This is a genomic window from Geobacter anodireducens, from assembly GCA_001628815.1.
Taxonomy (GTDB): domain Bacteria; phylum Desulfobacterota; class Desulfuromonadia; order Geobacterales; family Geobacteraceae; genus Geobacter; species Geobacter anodireducens.
The window spans coordinates 1,129,021-1,146,724 of record CP014963.1; the positions used below are offsets into that span (position 1 = coordinate 1,129,021).

At 64.1% G+C, this 17,704-nt stretch carries 11 protein-coding genes, 2 pseudogenes and 1 other annotated feature; of the genes and pseudogenes, 6 read left to right on the forward strand and 7 right to left on the reverse strand.

Features of this window, described 5'->3' with window-relative positions:
* Window positions 1-76: 76 nt before the first annotated feature.
* The 5 genes from A2G06_05205 to A2G06_05225 all read right to left on the reverse strand — a co-directional run bounded on the left by A2G06_05205 (window position 77) and on the right by A2G06_05225 (window position 10,322).
* Complete coding sequence (locus tag A2G06_05205; GenBank protein ANA39837.1) at window positions 77-2,701, reverse strand: B12-binding domain-containing radical SAM protein; 2,625 nt, start codon at window positions 2,699-2,701, stop codon at window positions 77-79.
* A 62-nt stretch (window positions 2,702-2,763) separates the two neighbouring features.
* Complete coding sequence (locus tag A2G06_05210) at window positions 2,764-4,464, reverse strand: hypothetical protein (GenBank protein ANA39838.1); 1,701 nt, start codon at window positions 4,462-4,464, stop codon at window positions 2,764-2,766.
* A 260-nt stretch (window positions 4,465-4,724) separates the two neighbouring features.
* Complete coding sequence (locus A2G06_05215; GenBank protein ANA39839.1) at window positions 4,725-7,535, reverse strand: Fis family transcriptional regulator; 2,811 nt, start codon at window positions 7,533-7,535, stop codon at window positions 4,725-4,727.
* 84 nt (window positions 7,536-7,619) lie between these two features.
* Window positions 7,620-9,464, reverse strand: coding sequence for a TIGR04442 family protein (locus tag A2G06_05220; protein ID ANA39840.1), 1,845 nt, complete (start codon window positions 9,462-9,464; stop codon window positions 7,620-7,622).
* 102 nt (window positions 9,465-9,566) lie between these two features.
* Window positions 9,567-10,322 (reverse strand): MBL fold metallo-hydrolase, encoded by a 756-nt coding sequence (locus A2G06_05225; protein ID ANA39841.1) that lies wholly within the window; start codon window positions 10,320-10,322, stop codon window positions 9,567-9,569.
* 129 nt (window positions 10,323-10,451) lie between these two features.
* Here A2G06_05225 and A2G06_05230 point away from each other — a divergent pair, with 129 nt between their 5' ends.
* Window positions 10,452-11,474 (forward strand): glycoside hydrolase, encoded by a 1,023-nt coding sequence (locus A2G06_05230; protein ANA39842.1) that lies wholly within the window; start codon window positions 10,452-10,454, stop codon window positions 11,472-11,474.
* Window positions 11,475-11,519: 45 nt separating this feature from the next.
* Here A2G06_05230 and metX read toward each other — a convergent pair whose 3' ends face one another.
* Window positions 11,520-12,626, reverse strand: coding sequence for a homoserine O-acetyltransferase (metX, locus tag A2G06_05235; protein ID ANA39843.1), 1,107 nt, complete (start codon window positions 12,624-12,626; stop codon window positions 11,520-11,522).
* Between the two features lie 93 nt (window positions 12,627-12,719).
* Window positions 12,720-12,822: a binding site (SAM riboswitch class I), on the reverse strand.
* Between the two features lie 256 nt (window positions 12,823-13,078).
* Between metX and A2G06_05240 the strand changes: the two genes are divergently transcribed.
* The 5 genes and pseudogenes from A2G06_05240 (at window position 13,079) to A2G06_05260 (ending at window position 16,948) form a co-directional block, all read left to right on the forward strand.
* The gene (locus A2G06_05240) at window positions 13,079-13,468 is read left to right on the forward strand and encodes a hypothetical protein (protein ID ANA39844.1); all 390 of its coding nucleotides are present in this window, start codon (window positions 13,079-13,081) and stop codon (window positions 13,466-13,468) included.
* A 5-nt stretch (window positions 13,469-13,473) separates the two neighbouring features.
* Window positions 13,474-13,785: a hypothetical protein gene (locus A2G06_05245; GenBank protein ID ANA39845.1), complete on the forward strand. Its 312-nt coding sequence runs from the start codon at window positions 13,474-13,476 to the stop codon at window positions 13,783-13,785.
* Window positions 13,786-13,862: 77 nt separating this feature from the next.
* A pseudogene (locus A2G06_05250) lies at window positions 13,863-15,152 on the forward strand (ribonuclease BN).
* A 175-nt stretch (window positions 15,153-15,327) separates the two neighbouring features.
* Window positions 15,328-16,670: pseudogene (locus A2G06_05255) on the forward strand (penicillin-binding protein).
* Window positions 16,671-16,720: 50 nt separating this feature from the next.
* Window positions 16,721-16,948, forward strand: coding sequence for a hypothetical protein (locus A2G06_05260; protein ANA41601.1), 228 nt, complete (start codon window positions 16,721-16,723; stop codon window positions 16,946-16,948).
* 8 nt (window positions 16,949-16,956) lie between these two features.
* Here A2G06_05260 and A2G06_05265 read toward each other — a convergent pair whose 3' ends face one another.
* Window positions 16,957-17,679 carry a UDP-2,3-diacylglucosamine hydrolase gene (locus tag A2G06_05265; protein ID ANA39846.1) on the reverse strand — a complete coding sequence of 241 codons (723 nt, stop codon included), beginning with the start codon at window positions 17,677-17,679 and terminating at the stop codon, window positions 16,957-16,959.
* Window positions 17,680-17,704: the final 25 nt, after the last annotated feature.

Here is a 17,704-nt window from a genome sequence, read left to right on the forward strand (position 1 = left end):
CGGCCGGCGTTCATCCCTGTCGAAGAAGATCTGTCGCATCGCCCGGCTCAGATGTCCGGGAGGTCATGGCGGCAGCTTACTGCAGAACCGGCAGCCCGCTCGCGGTTTCATCGGCGCGGAACACGAAGTCCTGGGCCCGGACGGAGTCGCACAGCAGGCACGGCTTGACGTGGCCAGTGGCACGGCTGTCGATCCAGGCCATCAGTTTGTCGTAGTTGCCCTTCACCGTGCTGTCAGGAAAGGATCGGCACGCCCGTTCCAGGAAATCGAGGGACGTGTCGATCTGGTTGCGTGCAAGGGCACTACACGCGTGCTGGTTGAGGATGATGTTGCCGATGGGGAAGCCCAGCTCCTCTGCCCGAGTCAATGCCGCCGTGGCTTTGTCGAACAGGCCCGCGCGAAGGTATGCGTTGGCGAGCTCCACATGGACAGCGGGCACGTCAGGCAGGAGGGTTGCGACGGCTTCCCTTTCCGCCACGGTATATTCGTAGCCGCCGATGGTTCCGATGCTGCAGTAAACATGCTGCATGACCGTATCAAGGTCTTTTTTGCGCTTTCTTTCCACGGAGATATCCATGAAGTCGTTCCGGAAGAAGATATCCGAGGTCAATCCCTGTTGTTGGCACAGATGACCGTAGTCTTCCGTGCCCGGCAGAAACATCAGGGGCGTGAGGTCGTAGCTGTTGGGCCGACCGGCCCGGATCAGGTCGATGCTCGCCTGGAGCGTGTCGGGCGTTTCTCCGCGATTGATCACGATCATGTAATAGTGAACGAGCATGCCATACTTTTTGGCCGCGCGGGTCACCGTGAGGACCATTTCGGGGGTGATTCCCTTGTGCATCCTGTCGAGGATCTCCGGTGACCCCGATTCCACCCCGATCATGATCTCCTGGCAGCCTGCCCGCCTCATCCTGTGCAGTACCTCGTCCTCCATGGCATCCACGCGGGTGCTGCAGCTCCAGAGAACGTCGAGCTTGTTCCCGATGATCGCGTCGCACATCTTCAGAGTACGCTGCTGGTTGGCGGTGAAGGTGTCGTCTGCGATCATGAGGTAGGGCACCGGCAGCCGGGCCAGTGCCTTCCTGAACATGTCAATGCAGTAGTCTGTGGAGTAAAAACGGATCTTCCGCCCCCACAATACGGGATTGCCGCAGAACGAGCATTTGGAGGGGCAGCCGCGCGACGTCATCACGATATTGCTCGAATAGTAGTCAAAATGGGATGCAAGCGTGTCGAGGTCACTGATCCGGGGGCGCAGTGGACCGAGCGCCACCTCGTCGCCGTTTCGCCACGCAGTGCCCGGGATTCCCACTGCCGGCCGGTGCGAGCGGATATGATCGAGCAGCTCCATGAAGGTCTCTTCGCCTTCGCCGATGACAACCGTGTCGATCGCGCGGTAATAACGCAGCGTTTCAAGGGGGAGCGTCGTTGCGAAGGGGCCGCCGACCGTAATGTGGGCGTGGGGATGATACTGTCTGATCAGGGCGCACAGCGCGCCCATGCCGCGCCGGTTGGAGTTGTAGCCGGATACGCCATACACGTCGGCCCCGGTTTCGGCGATGAGGGCCACGATGTCGGCCCAGGGCGCGTTGAACAGATTGTACACGCGCACGTCGTGCCCGGCTTTTTTCGCCTGGGCCGCGATGGACAGCACGCCCTGGGTAATGGTCTTGAGTTCCCTGCTGATGGCGACCGGTCCGCCGGCGGTGGCGGGCGGACCGAACGGCATGCCTTCCGGTACGTTCAGATCCGCGGACGGTATCTGCCACAAGGGAGGGTAGATCAACACAATGCGCAGGGGGCGGGGCGCGTTTTCGCCTCTCTTGGCAAGGGCTCCCGCTTCGGCAGATCCGTCATGCTCATGGGAGGGGACCCGGTACTTCCGGTCGAGCGATTCGACGGAAGACGCCGCCAGGTGTGACGATAGTTCCCGGGGTGACGGGTGAGGCTGTCCCTCTGCCGCGTCCGCGGCGGGATACTCGGGACCGCGGGTCAGATCCCCGTCCATGAGCAGGGGGTTGGTCAGGCGCTGTAATGCGTTCGTCCAGTCCTCCTGATGCGCAAGAGACAGTTTCCAGCTTTCGAGCGCCTCATCCAGGCGGCCCATTTCCTTAAGGACGTTGCCGAGGCTCGCGTATGCCTCTTCATACGAGGGCCTGATTGCCACTGCGCGGCGATGGCAGCTCTCCGCTTCCTCCAGGCGGCCCAGGGTCTGAAGCGTGCAGCCGAGGTTGTAGTGCGCCTGGGCCAGATCCGGGTTGTTCTCCATGGCGCGGCGGAAACATGCCTCCGCCTCGTCCAACCGCCCCAGGCTGCTCAGGATGTTGCCGAGATTGTTGTGCGCGATGGCGTCGTTCGGCCGCAGCTTCAGCGCGTAGCGGCAGTAGTATTCAGCCTCGTTGAGCTGATTCAGCTCATAGTAGATGATGCCGATATTGCAGTGGATATCCGGGTCTTCGGGCAACAGGCCGGCGGCCTTCAGAAACAGGGGCAGCGCATCCCCGTTCCGCCCCAGCAGCAAGGTGCAGGTTCCCAGTATCTTCCAGCCGAAACCATGATCGGGGAACCGTTCGGTAAGGCCCTTTGCACGATGCGCCGCCTCTTCGTAGCGACCCTGCCGCATGGAGTTGATTACATTGCCGATCTCGTGGGGCGTCGGCTCGCTTGCCTTCAGGTTGGCTCGTCTCAGTTTGCGGTTCATTGATTCACCGTGAAGAGGTTACATAAGTGATGCATGCGTGATCCGCCCCATTCGGGCGGATGTCACGGGGTCACTATCTTTTTCAGAAAGAACCAGCAGGTCCTGATGTCGTGGGAGGCGATGATCTGCGCAACCTGGCCGGGCTGCACGTCGATGGGGGTCTTGAAGAGATACACGCAGTGCTGCCAGCCGGATGCCACATTCCTCTCTGCCGGATGGTTCTCAAAGACGAAGGTATCGTCCATTTCAAGGCGTATCCACTGGATGACGCCGCAGCACCTGCCGGCCCTGGTGATCGGCACGTCTATGCCGTAGCTTCTGCTGGCGGGGAAGTGATCCGTGCCCATGAAGTCGAAATGAATGGCCCCGATGCCGTCGCTCAGCAGCTCGATGTTGAGATCGTTCCTGCCGACATACTGCTTCGGGGGCACGATGTCGTTGAACCTCGACAGGTCGAAGCCGTAGACCTCGTCGACCCGGACGTTCATTTCGATGTCCCGTCCGCCGAACAGGGCAATCCGGACCGAGCCCCGGGCGGGGATGATCCGGGCTCCCGGTTTGAGCAGCCGCCGTTTTGCGTCTTCGATGCTGCTCAGAACGCCTTCGCCGAGAAATTCGCTCGACAGGATTTCCGAGACGAGCAGGTCGGCCCGCTCTTCCAGGTCGACGCCGACCTCCAGGGTGGTTGACAGTTTCGGAATCACGGTGACCTGGTCCGCGAACCCGTTGTCTTTCACGATGGACGCGGCAGTCTCGGCAATTGCCGTGACCACCTCGCAGGTGGTCACGTGCCGGGCGCCCAGGCGGGCCGACATCATTGACAAAAGGCCCGATCCGGTCCCGATTTCCAGAACGCGCGTCTCCGGGGTGACTGCCGCCTGCAATGCATTGAAATAGGCATCGTTCCTGGGCTTGTCGTTCATCATGGGCAGATGCCACAGGGGAACCGTGTCGCCGAGGGTCATGCTCAAGCCGTCATGGGCTTCCAGTTCGTAGGGGGAAAGCTCGATTGCCCGGCGGAAGCTCGCCGCTGCCTTGTCCGGCTGGCGGAGCTTCAGCAGGGTGTGGCCCAGGCCGATGTGGGCGCGGGTATAATCCGGCATCAGCGACAGGGCCTTCCGGTAGGTGGCTTCTGCCTCCTCCAGCCGGTTCAGGCCTTTCAGGCTCGTGCCCAGGTTGTTGAGGGCTTCGGCAAAATCCGCCTTAAGGGCTATTGCCCGCCGAAAGCACTCCTCTGCCTCCCCATACCGCTTTTGATCATTCAGCACATTGCCGAGATTGTTGAGCGCCTCGGGGAAATCCTTGGTGATTTTCAGCGCAGTGCGGTAGCTGCTTTCCGCCGCCTGGAGAAGCCCGATCTCTGCCTGGGCGATACCCAGGTTGGCGAAGGCCTGGGCATAATCCGGCTTGAGGCTGGTGGCCCGCTGCAGCCAGGGTACGGCATTTTCATGCTGCTCGAGCCGCAGGTATGCCACCCCCAGGTTGTGGTGCAGCTGCGCATCGCCCGGCGCCAGGTTTGCCGCCGTGGTCAACGGTTCGATTGCTTCCTTGAACCGCCCCTCCATGAGCATGATGACGCCGATCGCCTTCCAGACCACGGCGTGGTTGGGCCATTTGTGCACGGCCCCATTGATCTTCTGGTCCAGCAGGTCGAAGCGTCTGGAGTTGAACAGCGCCAGCGTGTCTTCAAAAAAAGTGCGGGGGGGATTGGTCACGGACAGATTCGGCCCTTGTCCCGCGGCATGCGCCTTCTTTTTTTTCATGCAGCATCTCCATAACGGGGAATGAACTGCCGGTTCGGGGTTATGTCTCGTGCAAAGTTTGCGCCATGCGTATCCCGCATGGCGCGAGTGGCTGAACGCCAAAGGGGTCCGTCATGGCGCAGGCGGTGCCCGGCGCCGGCGAGCGGCGCAGTAAGCGAGATCGCTACCGCCAATCGTCTTTTAACAGGCACGGCCAGTGCCCTGATCGGCCGGCACCGGCATTCGGGCCGGCCGTGCCGTCGGTTCCCGGGCTGCCGCTCTCAGATCTTCACCGTCTTGTACAAGAAATTCTTGAACTTGAAGAACCGCTTCCGTTCCTCGTCGTTTTCTTCCACATCGTCGCCCACGGCCTTGAGGTAGCGGGCCACCTGGGGCATGCTCCGGCCCGCCGCGTCGCGGCTCCGCTCGATGACGAGCCGGACGGCGTCGCGGGGGATGGCGTTGCGGGAGTAGGGCTCGTAGACCGCTTCCCAGAAGGTTTCGCCATTGGCGATCTTGTCCAGGATTTCCGTCACCATCCGGTCGTTCAGCTCCTGGGTGGCGGTGGCAGGGGCGAACTCGCGCATGCCCGCGGCCAGGGCGCGCCGGACGTCGTCGGCGGTGAGCACCGTGCCCTTGCGGAAGAAGAGCGCCCGCAACAGGATGCTCCGCAGCTCCCTGATGTTGCCGTGGTAGTGGTGGTTCATCAGGAGCCGCTTGGCCTCCTCCGCCAGGGTGGGGGCGGCGTCCTTGGACTCGTCCCCCCGGTAGGTGCGGTAGAGCTTGCCCAGGAAGTGGGTGGCCAGGTCGGGGATGTCCTCGCGCCGCTCGTTGAGGGACGGCACCTGCACCGCCAGCTCCGACAGCCGGTGGTAGAGGTCCTCCCGGAAGTTGCCCTTGCGGATCTCTTCCGCCAGGTCCTTGTTGGTGGCGGCCACCAGGAGCACCCGGCTGAAGCGTTCCTGGTTTTCCCCCAGCCGCACGAACCCGCCGTTGTCCAGGAACCGGAGCAGTTGCACCTGGGTCTTGGGGTCGGCATCGCCGATTTCGTCCAGGAAGACGATCCCGCCGGCGGCATCCTCCAGGATGCCCTTGCGGTCGCTGTAGGCGCCGGTGAAGGCCCCCTTCTTGTGGCCGAAGAGTTCCGAGTAGGTCAGGTCACCGCTGTAGGCCGCGATGTTGGTCTTTTTCACGGGGAGCTGGCCCGCGGGGTTGAGCTTCTCCCGGTACATCTCGTTCAGCTTGTTGTAGAGGTTGTTGAAGAAGAACTCCTTGCCGGCACCGGTCTGCCCCTGGACGAGGATGGAGGGGAGGCCGATGGTCGCCTCCTGGAGGACGTTCTTGCTCCAGAGGGTGATCCGGTTGAAGAGGGGCACCGACACGGTGTTGATGAAATCGACGATCTCCTGGGCCTTGCGGCTGTTGCCGATGATGTTGCCGAGCCGGTAGGAGGATATCTGGGGGTCCTTGTAGGCCACGTCGGTCTTGAGCCGGGTCACCTCGCTCTGGAGCCGTTCGATCCGCTGGATGTCGGAGATGTGCCGGGAGGTGAGCCGGTCGATGATCTGCAGGATCCGCTTGTGCTCCTCCGTGAACCAGGCGGGCTTGAGCGAATTGAGGCAGACCACGGCGATCACCTCGTCGTCGCAGACGATGGGGACCGCGATCTCGCTCTTGATCAACTCGTGCATGGAGCGGTGGAACCCTTCACCCCCCTGCTCGTCCGCCACGTGGGCGATGATCTTCGGCTGCTTGGACCAGGCCACGTAGCCGGTGAGGCTCCGTTCCTCGGGGGGAAGCTCGTGGCCGCCGATCCTGAAGGGGGGAATGTACTTCTTGAGCCACGACTTGTTCTTGGCCCCGACGATGGTCCCTTCCTCGTCTTCCACCACGAGCCATTTTTCGCCGTCGCGCTCCTGCACGATGGCGATGCTGCCGGTGTCGGCGCCGATCAGCTCGGTGGCCATGGAGAGGACCCGGGTGAGGAAGGGAGAGAGCTCCTCGTTGCGCTCCTGGAGGAGTTCGGTGATCTCGGCCAGGACCCGGATCTCCAGGTGCTCGCCGCCGATCTCGTTCACCATCCGCTCCGCCATCTCCGCATGGGTCTGGAGCAGGCCCATCTCAAAGTCGGAGAAGCGGTACAGGTCTTTGGTGAAATAGTTGACCAGGCAGATGACCTTGCGGCTCGATGCCTCGTAGCGGGGCACCACGTAGAGGGAGCGCAGCGCCATCTGTTCGGTGAGGGCCTTTTTCTGGAGCTCCTGCTGGGTCAGGTCCGGGATGAAGAGCGGCCGCAGGAGCCGCTCGTCGGCAATGACCGCGTTGTCGTCCAGGAACCGGGAGATGAGGGAGGTTCCCCTCTGGAGGGCGATCTCTCCCTGCTCGTCGTATTGCTTTTTGAGGCTGGGGTCTTCCGAGTGGCTGGCCAGGATGGCGAGGCGCGACGAGCCTTCCGGGCCGGCAACGGGCACCAGCACCGAAGCGAGGGTCAGCCGGTCGATGAGGCGCACGGCCGACTGCACCATGAACGAGGCCGCTTCCCGTTTCTTGTACTCCTCGACCCGGCGGGCGAGCAGGAGCTGCTGGTGGTAGATGCGGGCGACGTCGAGCCGGTCGGCCACGGAGGTGACGAACTCGCCCAGGAGCGCCTTCCCCTTGCCCCGCAGGATCTCCCCCGGCCGGAAGCGGTCGATGCAGACCACGCCGATGGATTTCCCCTGGCTCACCACTGGCAGGATGTAGCTGTGGCCGATGGCGAAGCGCTCGGCAAAGCCTCGGTCGAAGGTGTGTTTTCCTTCCGGCTCGTAGTGGAACTCGGCGGCGTACTGGGACACGAAGACGCTGGAAACCGACGCCTCCCGGGAGATGATGGGAAAGCTCACCTCACGGATCTCCTCGGTCAGGGGGCCCGAGGCGTGGACACAGGTGAGGACGCCGCGGGTCAGGTCTTCCAGGTAGATGCGAAGCCGGTCTTGGCCGGAGACGAGGCGCACCCCTTCGGCCAGCAGGTGGAGCATCTCCGCCAGGTTTTCCTTGCCATAGGCAACGATCTGATCTCGCAAAAGGGGGAGGTGCGACGAACGGGACTCCATTGGGACCTCTGAGTGTAGAAAGTGTACTCAGGGCCAGTGTAGGTGAAGGGAGGGGGGAAAGTCAAGGGAGGCGGGCGCGCCCGGTCAGCTCAGCCCTTTTCGGATCTGGTACAGCTCCTCCAGGTCCAGGTCGTTCAGCTCGAAGTACTCCCGCTCCAGCTCTTCCACGTAGAAGCGGTCGAGGCCCGAGTTTTCCAGGAAGTCTTCGCGCAGGGCGGTGTCCCGGTCGGCAATGATGCGGGGCAGGAGGCCGTGGAGGTAGACCGCTTCCTTCTGGATGGTGAGGATGGCTTCGTCGAAGAGCCGGTCCGGGACGTTCCCGTCGACGAGCTTCTTGGCGATCAGCTCCTCGTTCACCTCGCGCCTGAGGGCCTGCTGATCCGCCTTGGTGGTGTACTTCGAGTAGAAGTTCCGGATGCGGTCACGCACGTGGGACAGGAGCAGGATCGCCAGGCGCTCCTCCTGGTCGATGGTCAGCAGGTGCTCCATCAGGGCGGCCACCGTGAGCCGGTTCTGCTCGATTTCAGTCAGGCCGCGCCGCAGGGTGGTGATCTTCATCCGGCCGTAACGCCCCAGATACTTGTTTTCCAGGAGCCCCGCGATGAAAAGCTCGTCGAACAGGCCGTCCCGGAGCGAGTCGAAGGCGATCTTGTTGCCCAGCAGGCTGCGGACCATTTCTTCGGTGATCCGGACGTTTTCCATGAAGGCCAACTGGTTGATGGCCTGGGAGGTGGTGTCGTACCGGTCGAAAAAGGTGATCAGGTAGGAGAATCCCTCGATGATGGCCAGGTCGGCGCCGTCGCGCATCTTTTCGTCGCAGAGGCGGCTGGCGTCCAGCAGCAGCTCCTCGAAGGCGTGGTCCCGGTTTTCGGCGGCCTTCTTCTTGGCGAACAGGAGCCGGGCCATGTCCTCCCGGTCGATGACGCTCTCGATGTCCCGCTCGGACAGGAAGATTCCTTCCAGGATCTGGCGGATATCGGAGAGATAGTCCTGCTCCTCGGGCGCAACCAGCTTCTTGTCGTTTTTCAGGACTTCGTCCAGGGTGTAGAAGAGCGCGCCCGGGATCTTGTTGCGGACCGACAGGGTCTTGAGCCGAGTGAGACGGGCATTCTCGAGCCGGCTGATCTCCCCCTTGCGGTGGCAGCCGATCAGGATGTTCTTGTACTCGTCAACGATCCGGCGGTTGGCCGGGTGCTTGTACATGACATCGATCCTGATCCGCTCCTGCTGGTAACGGTCGATGCCGTGGCGTTCGGCAACGGCGGTGAGCATGGCGAAGTCGTCGTCGGCGATCTTCTTGTTCCTGAAGTAGAGCCGCCGGAAGGTGTCGTGGTACTCCCGGTGGTGGACGTTGATCAGCTTGAAGAGGAAGAACAGGGCCGTGGGATCGCCCAACAGGGCCAGCACCTCGGCGATGAGGGCGTTTTCGTCCTGCTCCCCCACGGCGACCGACCGCTTGAGGGTCTTGCCGATGGTCCTGACGATGGATTCCTGCTGCCGTCTCAGGGGGCCGGACACCCGGGCCGGGGAGATGAAGAAAAAATAGTTGACCACGGCGTTGCCTTCGAAAAACATCTTTTCGAACCCGAGCTGGCCACCGGTTCGGTCGTCGAAGACGAGGTTGCCGCTCTCCTCCTCCATGCGGGCGCCGTACATGACGAGCCGGTTGATGACGTCGCCCTTGGCCAGGTCCGGCACCGGCTGGTCCACGCCGAACATGTACTCGCAGAAGGAGCCGCCATTCCCCTCGTGCCTGATGCCCCCCGGGCCCAGGACGAATTCGTTGCCGGGCGCGAAGAAGCGAAGCTCCCCCCCGGGACCTTCCGCGGCATTGAAGAAGTAACGCTGGTGCGAGTCCTCACCCGCCACGATGGCGTAGTACTCGATCCGTTCGTCTATCTGGCCGTGGAGGCGGATGTCTCTGTGCATGGCTGCCCTGTCAGGGGATGCGTCACCCGGAGCGTGTTCACGAATATGCTCTTATATCGGTAAATCACGGGTTTTTCAAGGGTGATGCGCTAGGGGGACGACTCAGAGCGTGACGGTCATTCCGTCGTGGGCGAACTCCACCCCATTCGGCAGCCGGATGCCGTCGGCGTAGGCCACTTCGTGGGTCAGGTGGGTGAAGATCGTCCGCTTCGGGCGCAGTGCCGCAACCACGCCGAGCGCCCCATCGATGTTGAAGTGGTTCTCGTGGGGAGTGTAGCGGAGCGCGTCGATCACCAGCAGGTCGAGCCCCCCCAGCAGCGCCAGGGATGATTCGGGGATGCGGCTGCAGTCGGTCAGGTAGGCAGCCCCGTCGATCCGGTAGCCCGTGGCGGGCATGGCGCCGTGGTGCAGGTGGATGGGGACGATGGTCCGGCCGAACAGGGCGAACGGATCGTGGATCACGTGGGGGTCCAGCAGCGGTGCATAGCCGGACACTTCCATCCCCTTGAAGATGTAAGAGAAGTTCCGCAGTACCGCGTCCATGGTTTCGCGGCTGCCGTAGCAGGGGATCACGCGCCGGTGGATGAAGTGGAATCCGCGCAGGTCGTCGATGCCGTTCACGTGGTCGGCGTGGGAGTGGGTGAGGAGCACCGCGTCGATGTGGGGGATTTTTTCCCGCAGGGCTTGGCGCCGCAGGTCGGGGGAGGTGTCCACCAGGATGTAGCGGCCCGCCGCCTCGATGAGGAGGGAGGCGCGGGTCCGCTTGTCGCGCGGGTCGGTCGACGAACAGACGGGGCAGGTGCACCCCACCATGGGAACGCCGGTGGAGGTGCCGCTGCCGAGTATGGTAATCTTCATGGGGTGAGTCTCCCTGCGAGATGGGCCACGATACCATGAGCGGAAGCGGCCCGGCAAGGGTCTTTGTCCTTGCGTCCGCCGCCGGTTCGGGCTACCATCGGCACCCTGCGGAAGGGATGCGAGCCACCCATGAACATCACCCTGATTACCCCCTATTATCACCCCCCTGTCCGGGGGAATGCCGTTACTGCCAGGCGGATCGAGCGCCAGCTCCGGGCCGCGGGGCACGGGGTGACCGTCCACGCCCTGGACGCCGCGCCCGCCGAGGAGATCCTGAGGCGGATCGCGGCCGATCCGCCGGACCTGATTCACGCCCTGCACGCCTATCTGGGGGGGCGCGTGGCCCGGGAGGCCGGCCGGGCCACGGGCATCCCGTACCTGGTCACCCTGACCGGTTCGGACGTGTATGAGGCGCTGGAGGACGCCCGGCGCCGGGATACCCTGGCGGTCCTGCGCGATGCCGCCGCGGTGGCGGCGTTCCACAAGTGCGTCCGGTGCCGGGTGCTTGATCATCATCCTTCCCTGGCCGAAACGATGGCGGTCATCCCCCAGGGGGTGGAACTGCCCGGGGAAGAGTTCGAGTGGGGGGAAGAGCGGTTCGAGGGGGGCGAGTTCGTCTTCTTCCTGCCGGCCGGACTGCGGCCGGTCAAGAATGCGGCCTTCGCCCTCGGTCCCCTGGCGGAGCTCCACCGGGAGGACCCGCGGGTCCGCTTCCTGCTGGCCGGGCCGATCCTGGACCGGGAGTACGGCGCCGCAACACTGGAGGCCATGGACCGCCATCCCTTTGCCCGCTACCTGGGCGAAGTGGGGCGCGGCGCCATCGGCGCCCTGTTCCACCGGGCCGACGTGGTCATCAACAGCTCGATCTTCGAGGGGGGGATGGCGAACAGCGTCCTGGAGGCCCTGGCCTTCGGCACGCCGGTCCTGGCGTCGTACATCGACGGCAACCGCTCGGTGGTGAAGGAAGGGGCCACCGGTTTCCTGTTCCGGGGCGAGCGGGAATTCCTGGACCGTGCCCGGGACCTGCTCCGCAATCCAGCACTGGGCCGGCGCCTCGGCGAACAGGGACGGGAGCTGGTGCGGGAGCGTTTTTCCCCGGAGCGGGAGACGGAGGCCTACCTGGAGCTCTACCGGCGGATCACCGGCGCGTGAGCGGAACCCGGCGGACGATCGCCGGGTTTTTTTGTGTGCGGAGGCCTAGCCCCGCTCCACGCGGGCCAGGAAGTCCCGCACCATGGGCGCGAAGGTTTCGTGCTCCAGGAGGAAGGCGTCATGGCCGTAGGCCGAGGGGATCAGGTGGTATTCGGCCTCCTTGCCCAGGGCCCGGAGCGTGGTGGCCATCTCCTCGGTCTGGTAGGGGGGGTAGAGCCAGTCGGAGGTGAAGGCGAAGAACTGGATCGGGGCCGCGACGCGGCTGAGCGCGTCCTCCAGCGACTCGTACCCCCAGGCCACGTCGTACATATCCAGGGCCTTGGCCAGGTAGAGGAACGAGTTGGTGTCGAAGCGGTCCACGAAATTGTAGCCGTTGTAGGTGAGGTAGCGTTCCACCTCGAACTGGCCGAAGAAGTCGAACAGGCCGTCCCGGGCCGAGTAGCGGCGGCCGAACTTCTGCCACATGGATTCGTCGGAGAGGAACGTGATGTGGCCGATACCCCGGGCAAGCGCCAGGCCGTCCTTGGGGTTTTTCCGGTACTCCCCCTTTTTCCAGGACGGATCGTTGAAGATGGCCCAGCGGGCCACGGCGTTCAGGGAGATGGCCTGGGGCGACGGACGGCTCGTGGTGGCGAGGGCGATGGCCGAGCGGACCCGGTCCGGGAACTGGGTTGCCCATTCCAGGGCCTGCATCCCGCCCATGCTCCCGCCGAGGACGGTCAGGAGCCGGTCGATGCCCAGGTGGTCCAGCAGCAGGGCCTGGGCCCGTACCATGTCCCGCACGGTGATGACCGGGAAGGAGAGGTTGTAGCGCTTGCCGGTCTTCGGGTTGATGGAGGCGGGGCCGGTTGAGCCGTAGCAGGAACCGATGACGTTGGAGCAGATGACGAACCAGCGGTCGGTGTCCAGGAGCCGGCCCGGGCCGACGATGGCGTCCCACCAGCCCGGCTTGGGGTCGTCTTCGCCGTGCCTGCCCGCCAGATGGGCATTGCCGGTCCAGGCGTGGGCCACCAGGATGGCGTTGGACCGCTCGGCGTTCAGCCGGCCGTAGGTCTCGTAGGCCAGGGTGATGGGCCCCAGTATCCGGCCGCTTTCCAGCCTGAGATCCGTTGCAAAGGTGACGGATTGTTCTTCGACGATGCCGACGGACATGATTCCCCATGGGCGCGTGCGCGCGGCGGCGAAAACGAAAGGCCCCCCCCGGAAACGGGAAGGGGCCTGTACGTGTCGCTGGTCTCAAGCTCCCTCTCATCGCTCCCTTTCGGGCAGGATTTAGCACCTGGCGTCCGCTGCCGGACCGGTTGCTGTGGTTTCACAGGGCCTTTCCCTCCACCACTCTTGATAAGAAGGTCTACTATTCTCTTTTGGTGAAGGATACGGAAGCCCCTGCCGGTTTGTCAACCGGATTTTGCCGCCAAGCTTCCGTATCTGCGTAAACAATGAGCAATTCGTTTGCAAAAGCAAGGACCGTTGGCTATAGTTAACCGCACGCTAAAGCAGCAGCAACGGCGGCCGGGGCCGGGGCCTGTCGGCAGGTGGGCTCCTTGCAATCCCCGTCCCGTGCACTATACTGTTTCCCATTAAGACCGTGGAGGGTCGACTTCATGAGCATTGGCGCACTTGCCGTACTGGTAATGGCCTGCGCACTGGTTGTGCTGGTGGCGTTTCTCATTCCGACGCTGGTGGAGATCAGGAGAACCGCGGCAGAGTTCAGGAACGTCATGGCCCAGGTGGGGCAGGAGTTGAAGCCCCTCACCCAGGAGCTCCAGCAGACCCTTGCCGAGCTGAAGGTCGTCACCGAGGGGGTTGCCGAGCGGGTGGACGACGTGAAGGAATTCATGGAAGCCGTGGGCGACACCGGGCGCAACATCCGGACCATCAATGCCGTCATCGGCAGCGTTGCCCACGCGGCAGCGGCCTCCTCCGCCTGGAGCACCGGCGCCCGGGTGGCCGGAAAGTACCTCATGGAACGACTCATCAAGAAAAGGGGGTAATTCGTATGTCAGAAGAAAGAGGAACGAGCGTCGGAACGGTATTCCTGTCATTCCTGGCCGGAGCCGCGGTGGGGGCGGGCCTGGGGCTTCTGCTCGCACCCAAGACCGGCAGGGAGATGCGCGAAAACATCATGGATCTGACCGATGAGGCCCTCGACAAGATCAAGGGCTTCACGAAAGAGGCCCAGTCCAAGATCAAGGACACCTACGAGGAGACCAAGGACCTCATTACCGAGAAGAAGACCATCATCAGCTCCGCCATCGAGGCGGGGAAGGAAGCCATGGACCGGGAGCGGGAGAAGTTCAAGGAGATGTAGCCACTCCCGGCGCCGCACGAACCAGCCCACCCCGCGTGGGCTTTTTCGTGCGCACTCCGGCAGGGCGGGGGACGCGGATGGAGCAGGGACCAAAGAGTACAATCACCCGCTATCTGGATGCGTTCCGGGCCATGGACACCGACGGGCTCGGGCCGGTCCGCGGCCGGCTGGTGGCCGCGCTCCAGGCGGCGGTGGCCGCCGTGGGCAACTTCGTGGACGACCAGTGCCTGCTGCACGCCTCGGCCCTGACCTATTCCACGCTCCTGTCGATCGTTCCCTTCTTTGCCCTTGCCTTCGCGGTCCTCAAGGGGCTGGGGGTGCAGAACACCCTGGAACCCTTCATTCTCGATCAGGTCGCGGCAGGGTCCCATGAAATCGTCGACCGCATCATTACCTACATCAACAACACCAAGGTCGGCTCCCTGGGCGCCGTGGGCCTGGTGACCCTCGTGGTGTCGGCCGTCACCCTGCTGGGGAACATCGAGGAAACCTTCAACTCCATCTGGGGGGTGCGGGAAACCCGGTCGCTCTACCGGCGGTTCAGCGATTACCTGAGCGTGGTGGTGTTCGGTCCGATCCTGATCTTCGCCGCCATCAGCGTCACCACAACCCTCGAGAGCCAGAAGGCGGTCCTGTGGCTGATCGGTACCGCCTACCTGGGAGACGTGCTGGTGGCGGTTTTCCGGCTGGTCCCCTATCTCAGCATCTGGCTCGCCCTTGTCTTCCTCTACATGCTCATCCCCAATGCCAAGGTGCGCTTCCGCTCGGCCCTGGTGGGCGGGGTCATCGCCGGCACGCTCTGGCAGGCCGCCCAGTGGGGATATATCCACTTTCAGGTGGGGGTGGCCAAATACAATGCCATTTACGGCACCCTCGCCGTGCTGCCGGTCTTCATGATCTGGCTCTATGCGAGTTGGGCGATCGTGCTGTTCGGCGTGGAGGTGGTCTATGCCCATCAGCATCGCCGCACCTTCCGGCGCGAAACCCACATCCCCGACCTGGAGCCCGCGGCGCGCGAGCGCCTGGCCCTGGCCCTGCTGCTGGAGGTGTGCCGGGCTTTTTTTCACGACCGGGCGCCCTGGAACGCCGAACGCCTGGCCGAGCGGCTCGACGTGCCGGAGCGGACCGTGCGGGAAACCCTGGGCATGCTGGTCGCCAAGGGGTGGCTTGCCGAGAGCTGCGGCGGGGAAACCCTCTACCTGCCGGCCCGGGAGCTGGAGCACATGCGGGTCCGGGAGCTGGTCGCGTCGCTCAGGGGCCGGGCCATGCCCCTGGCTGACGGGCGGTTCGACCCGGCGGTGGAGTGGCTGGCAACGAGAATGGAAGGGGCCGTGGCCGCGGAGCTGGGGGATGTGAACTTCAGGACCTGGCCAAGGGGGCCGGGACCGATTAATTATGGCTCATGTCGGCCCGTCAACGGGCGCCGACATTGACAATGCGGGTCTTTTGCCTATATAGTGACGGCAGTCTGCCATCCATTCACAGTGACCCCGCATCCGGGCCGGCGACGCCGGCCGCGATGTTCGCGCGGAATGAACATATATGCAGGATTTTAAACATTTAACGAACAAGAAGCGATTCTCTGCCTCATCCTTCCTCCCGTCGAGGAAGAGCGCCTCCCGCAATGCCTTCAAGAGGCTCGACGAACCACCTCCCCGCAAAAAACGCCTCCGCTTCCTGCTTCCCCTCATTGCCGCGCTCCTGGTAGCCTATCCGGTGCTGTCCCTCCTTCTCTCGGGCCGGCCCGCCGTTTCCAGCGTCCGCGAAGAGGCCCATTCGGGCACGCTGAGCCTCAGGGACCTGGACACCTACGGCGCCTTCCGCGTGGCCGCCGGCGCCTTTCCCACGGCCCGCGCCGAAGGGGGGCGCCTCGTGGCATCCCTTGCCGGCGGAGGCACGGTGGTGTATGCCATCAACGAAGAGGTCCAGGAGCGGGTCAAGGACGTCCTGGCCCGGTTCCAGGTTCCCTACGGGGTTTTCGTGGCAATGGAGCCGCGCAGCGGCCGGATCCTGGCATGGTGGCCCATTCCTCGGTCCTGCCGGGCTGGGAGCAGCAGGCGTTTTACGGCATCTACCCCATGGCGTCGCTGTTCAAGATCATCACCGCCACCGCTGCCCTCGAACAGGGCAAGGTCTCTCCCGACACCGTGATCCCCTTCAGGGGGGGGCTCTATTCGGAGAGTTCCCGCCACTGGAGCGACCTGCCCAAGCGGGGCGCCCAGGAGATGGACCTGACCACTGCCATGGGAAAATCGGTGAACCCGGTCTTCGGCCGGCTCGCCTGCGACGTGGCGGGCCGCGATTCGGTCCTTCGCTGCGCCGAGCGGTTCGGCTTCAACCACGCGCTGCTCCCCGGCACGCCCGTCCTGCCCAGCAAGGCCGAGCACCCCTCCACCGACGACGACCTGCGCCTCATGGGGGCCGGGCTCGGGCGCGAGGTGAAGATATCACCGCTCCATGCGGCGGTGCTGATGGCCACGGTTGCCAACGGCGGCACCATGCTCGCCCCCTCCCTGGCAGACGAGATCCGCGATCCGTCGGGAAAGGTTGCCTATACCCACCAGCCCCGGCCGCTGCGGACCGTGACCACGGCCGAGGTCTCATCGCAGCTCACGCGGATGCTGTCCACCACCGTGACCACCGGCACTTCCCGCCGGGCGTTCCATGACCGCAACGGACGTCCCAAGCTGGCGGACGTCTCCATTGCCGCCAAGACCGGCTCCATCAACGGCACCGACCCCGAGGGACACTACAGTTGGTTCGCCGCCTATGCTCCCACCGACAACCCGCAAATAGCCCTGGCTGCCCTCGTCATCAACCAGGACAAATGGAAGATCAAGGCGTCCTACGTGGGCGAGCAGGCCCTGGAGGCCTTCTTCAAATAGGACGGGCGGCGGCGGTCGCCTGAAATCCGTAGCCAATGATCCGGGTTTTTATGGACTGTCTCAGATGCGGGACCTGCTGCACCGCACCCGACATCAGCACGCTGGGCAAGCCGGTGGGCGTGCGTTGTGCCCATCTGGGCGCGGGGGGGCTGTGCGCCGTCTACGACGAGCGGCCGGCGGTCTGCCGGGGGTACCGTCCCGACGAGATCTGCCTCCGGATTGCGGCGCCGACGCTGGAAGAGCGGGTGAAAAGGTACCGGGAGCTGTTCGGGGTCTAGCGGCGGGGTTACGGTGTTCCGTAGGTCTTCAGCGAAAGGGTGCCGTCGATCCATTCGCCGTAGGTGTAGTGGGTGAGCCAGTCGCCCAGGGAGAGCAGGACCGTGCCGTCGTCGTTGCGATCGATGAACGGCTGGTGGAAATGTCCGGCAACGACCGCGCGGCATCCTTCCCGGAAACGCTCGGCGGCGAAGGCCCGGAGCATGGCGGCGTAGTCCCAGCGGTGCCGGCGCCGGCCATGGTTCTTGCGGCTTTCCCGCGACATGCCCACGGCGATCCGGCAGGCCACGGCGGGCGGAACGATGCGGGTGGCCACCCGCGTCAGGGGGCTGTGGAGAATGAACCGCAGGAGCCGGTAGGGATAGTCCTTCCGGTTGACCTCGTCCCCGTGGCAGAGATAGAACCGTTCCCCCCGGATGTCGACCACGGCGGGGCCCGGGTGGACCGTTGCCCGGAGCGTCTCCGTGAAAAACGGCCCCATGTGGAAATCGTGGTTCCCCTCGAAGTACTCGATCCGGACTCCGCTGTCGACCAGTTCCCGCAGCCGGTCGAGCAGGGGGAGGTAGTGGGTGAAGGGGACCGGATCGTAGCCGATCCAGAACTCGAACAGGTCACCGAGAATGTAGAGGGTGTCGACGTTGCCCCGGAGTCCGGCCAGGAACTCCATGAGCAGCCGGTAGTTTTCGTCCCCCGGTTGCCGCAGGTGGGCGTCGGCGATGAAGATTGCGCGCATGGCGGCACTATAATCGAAAGGCCGC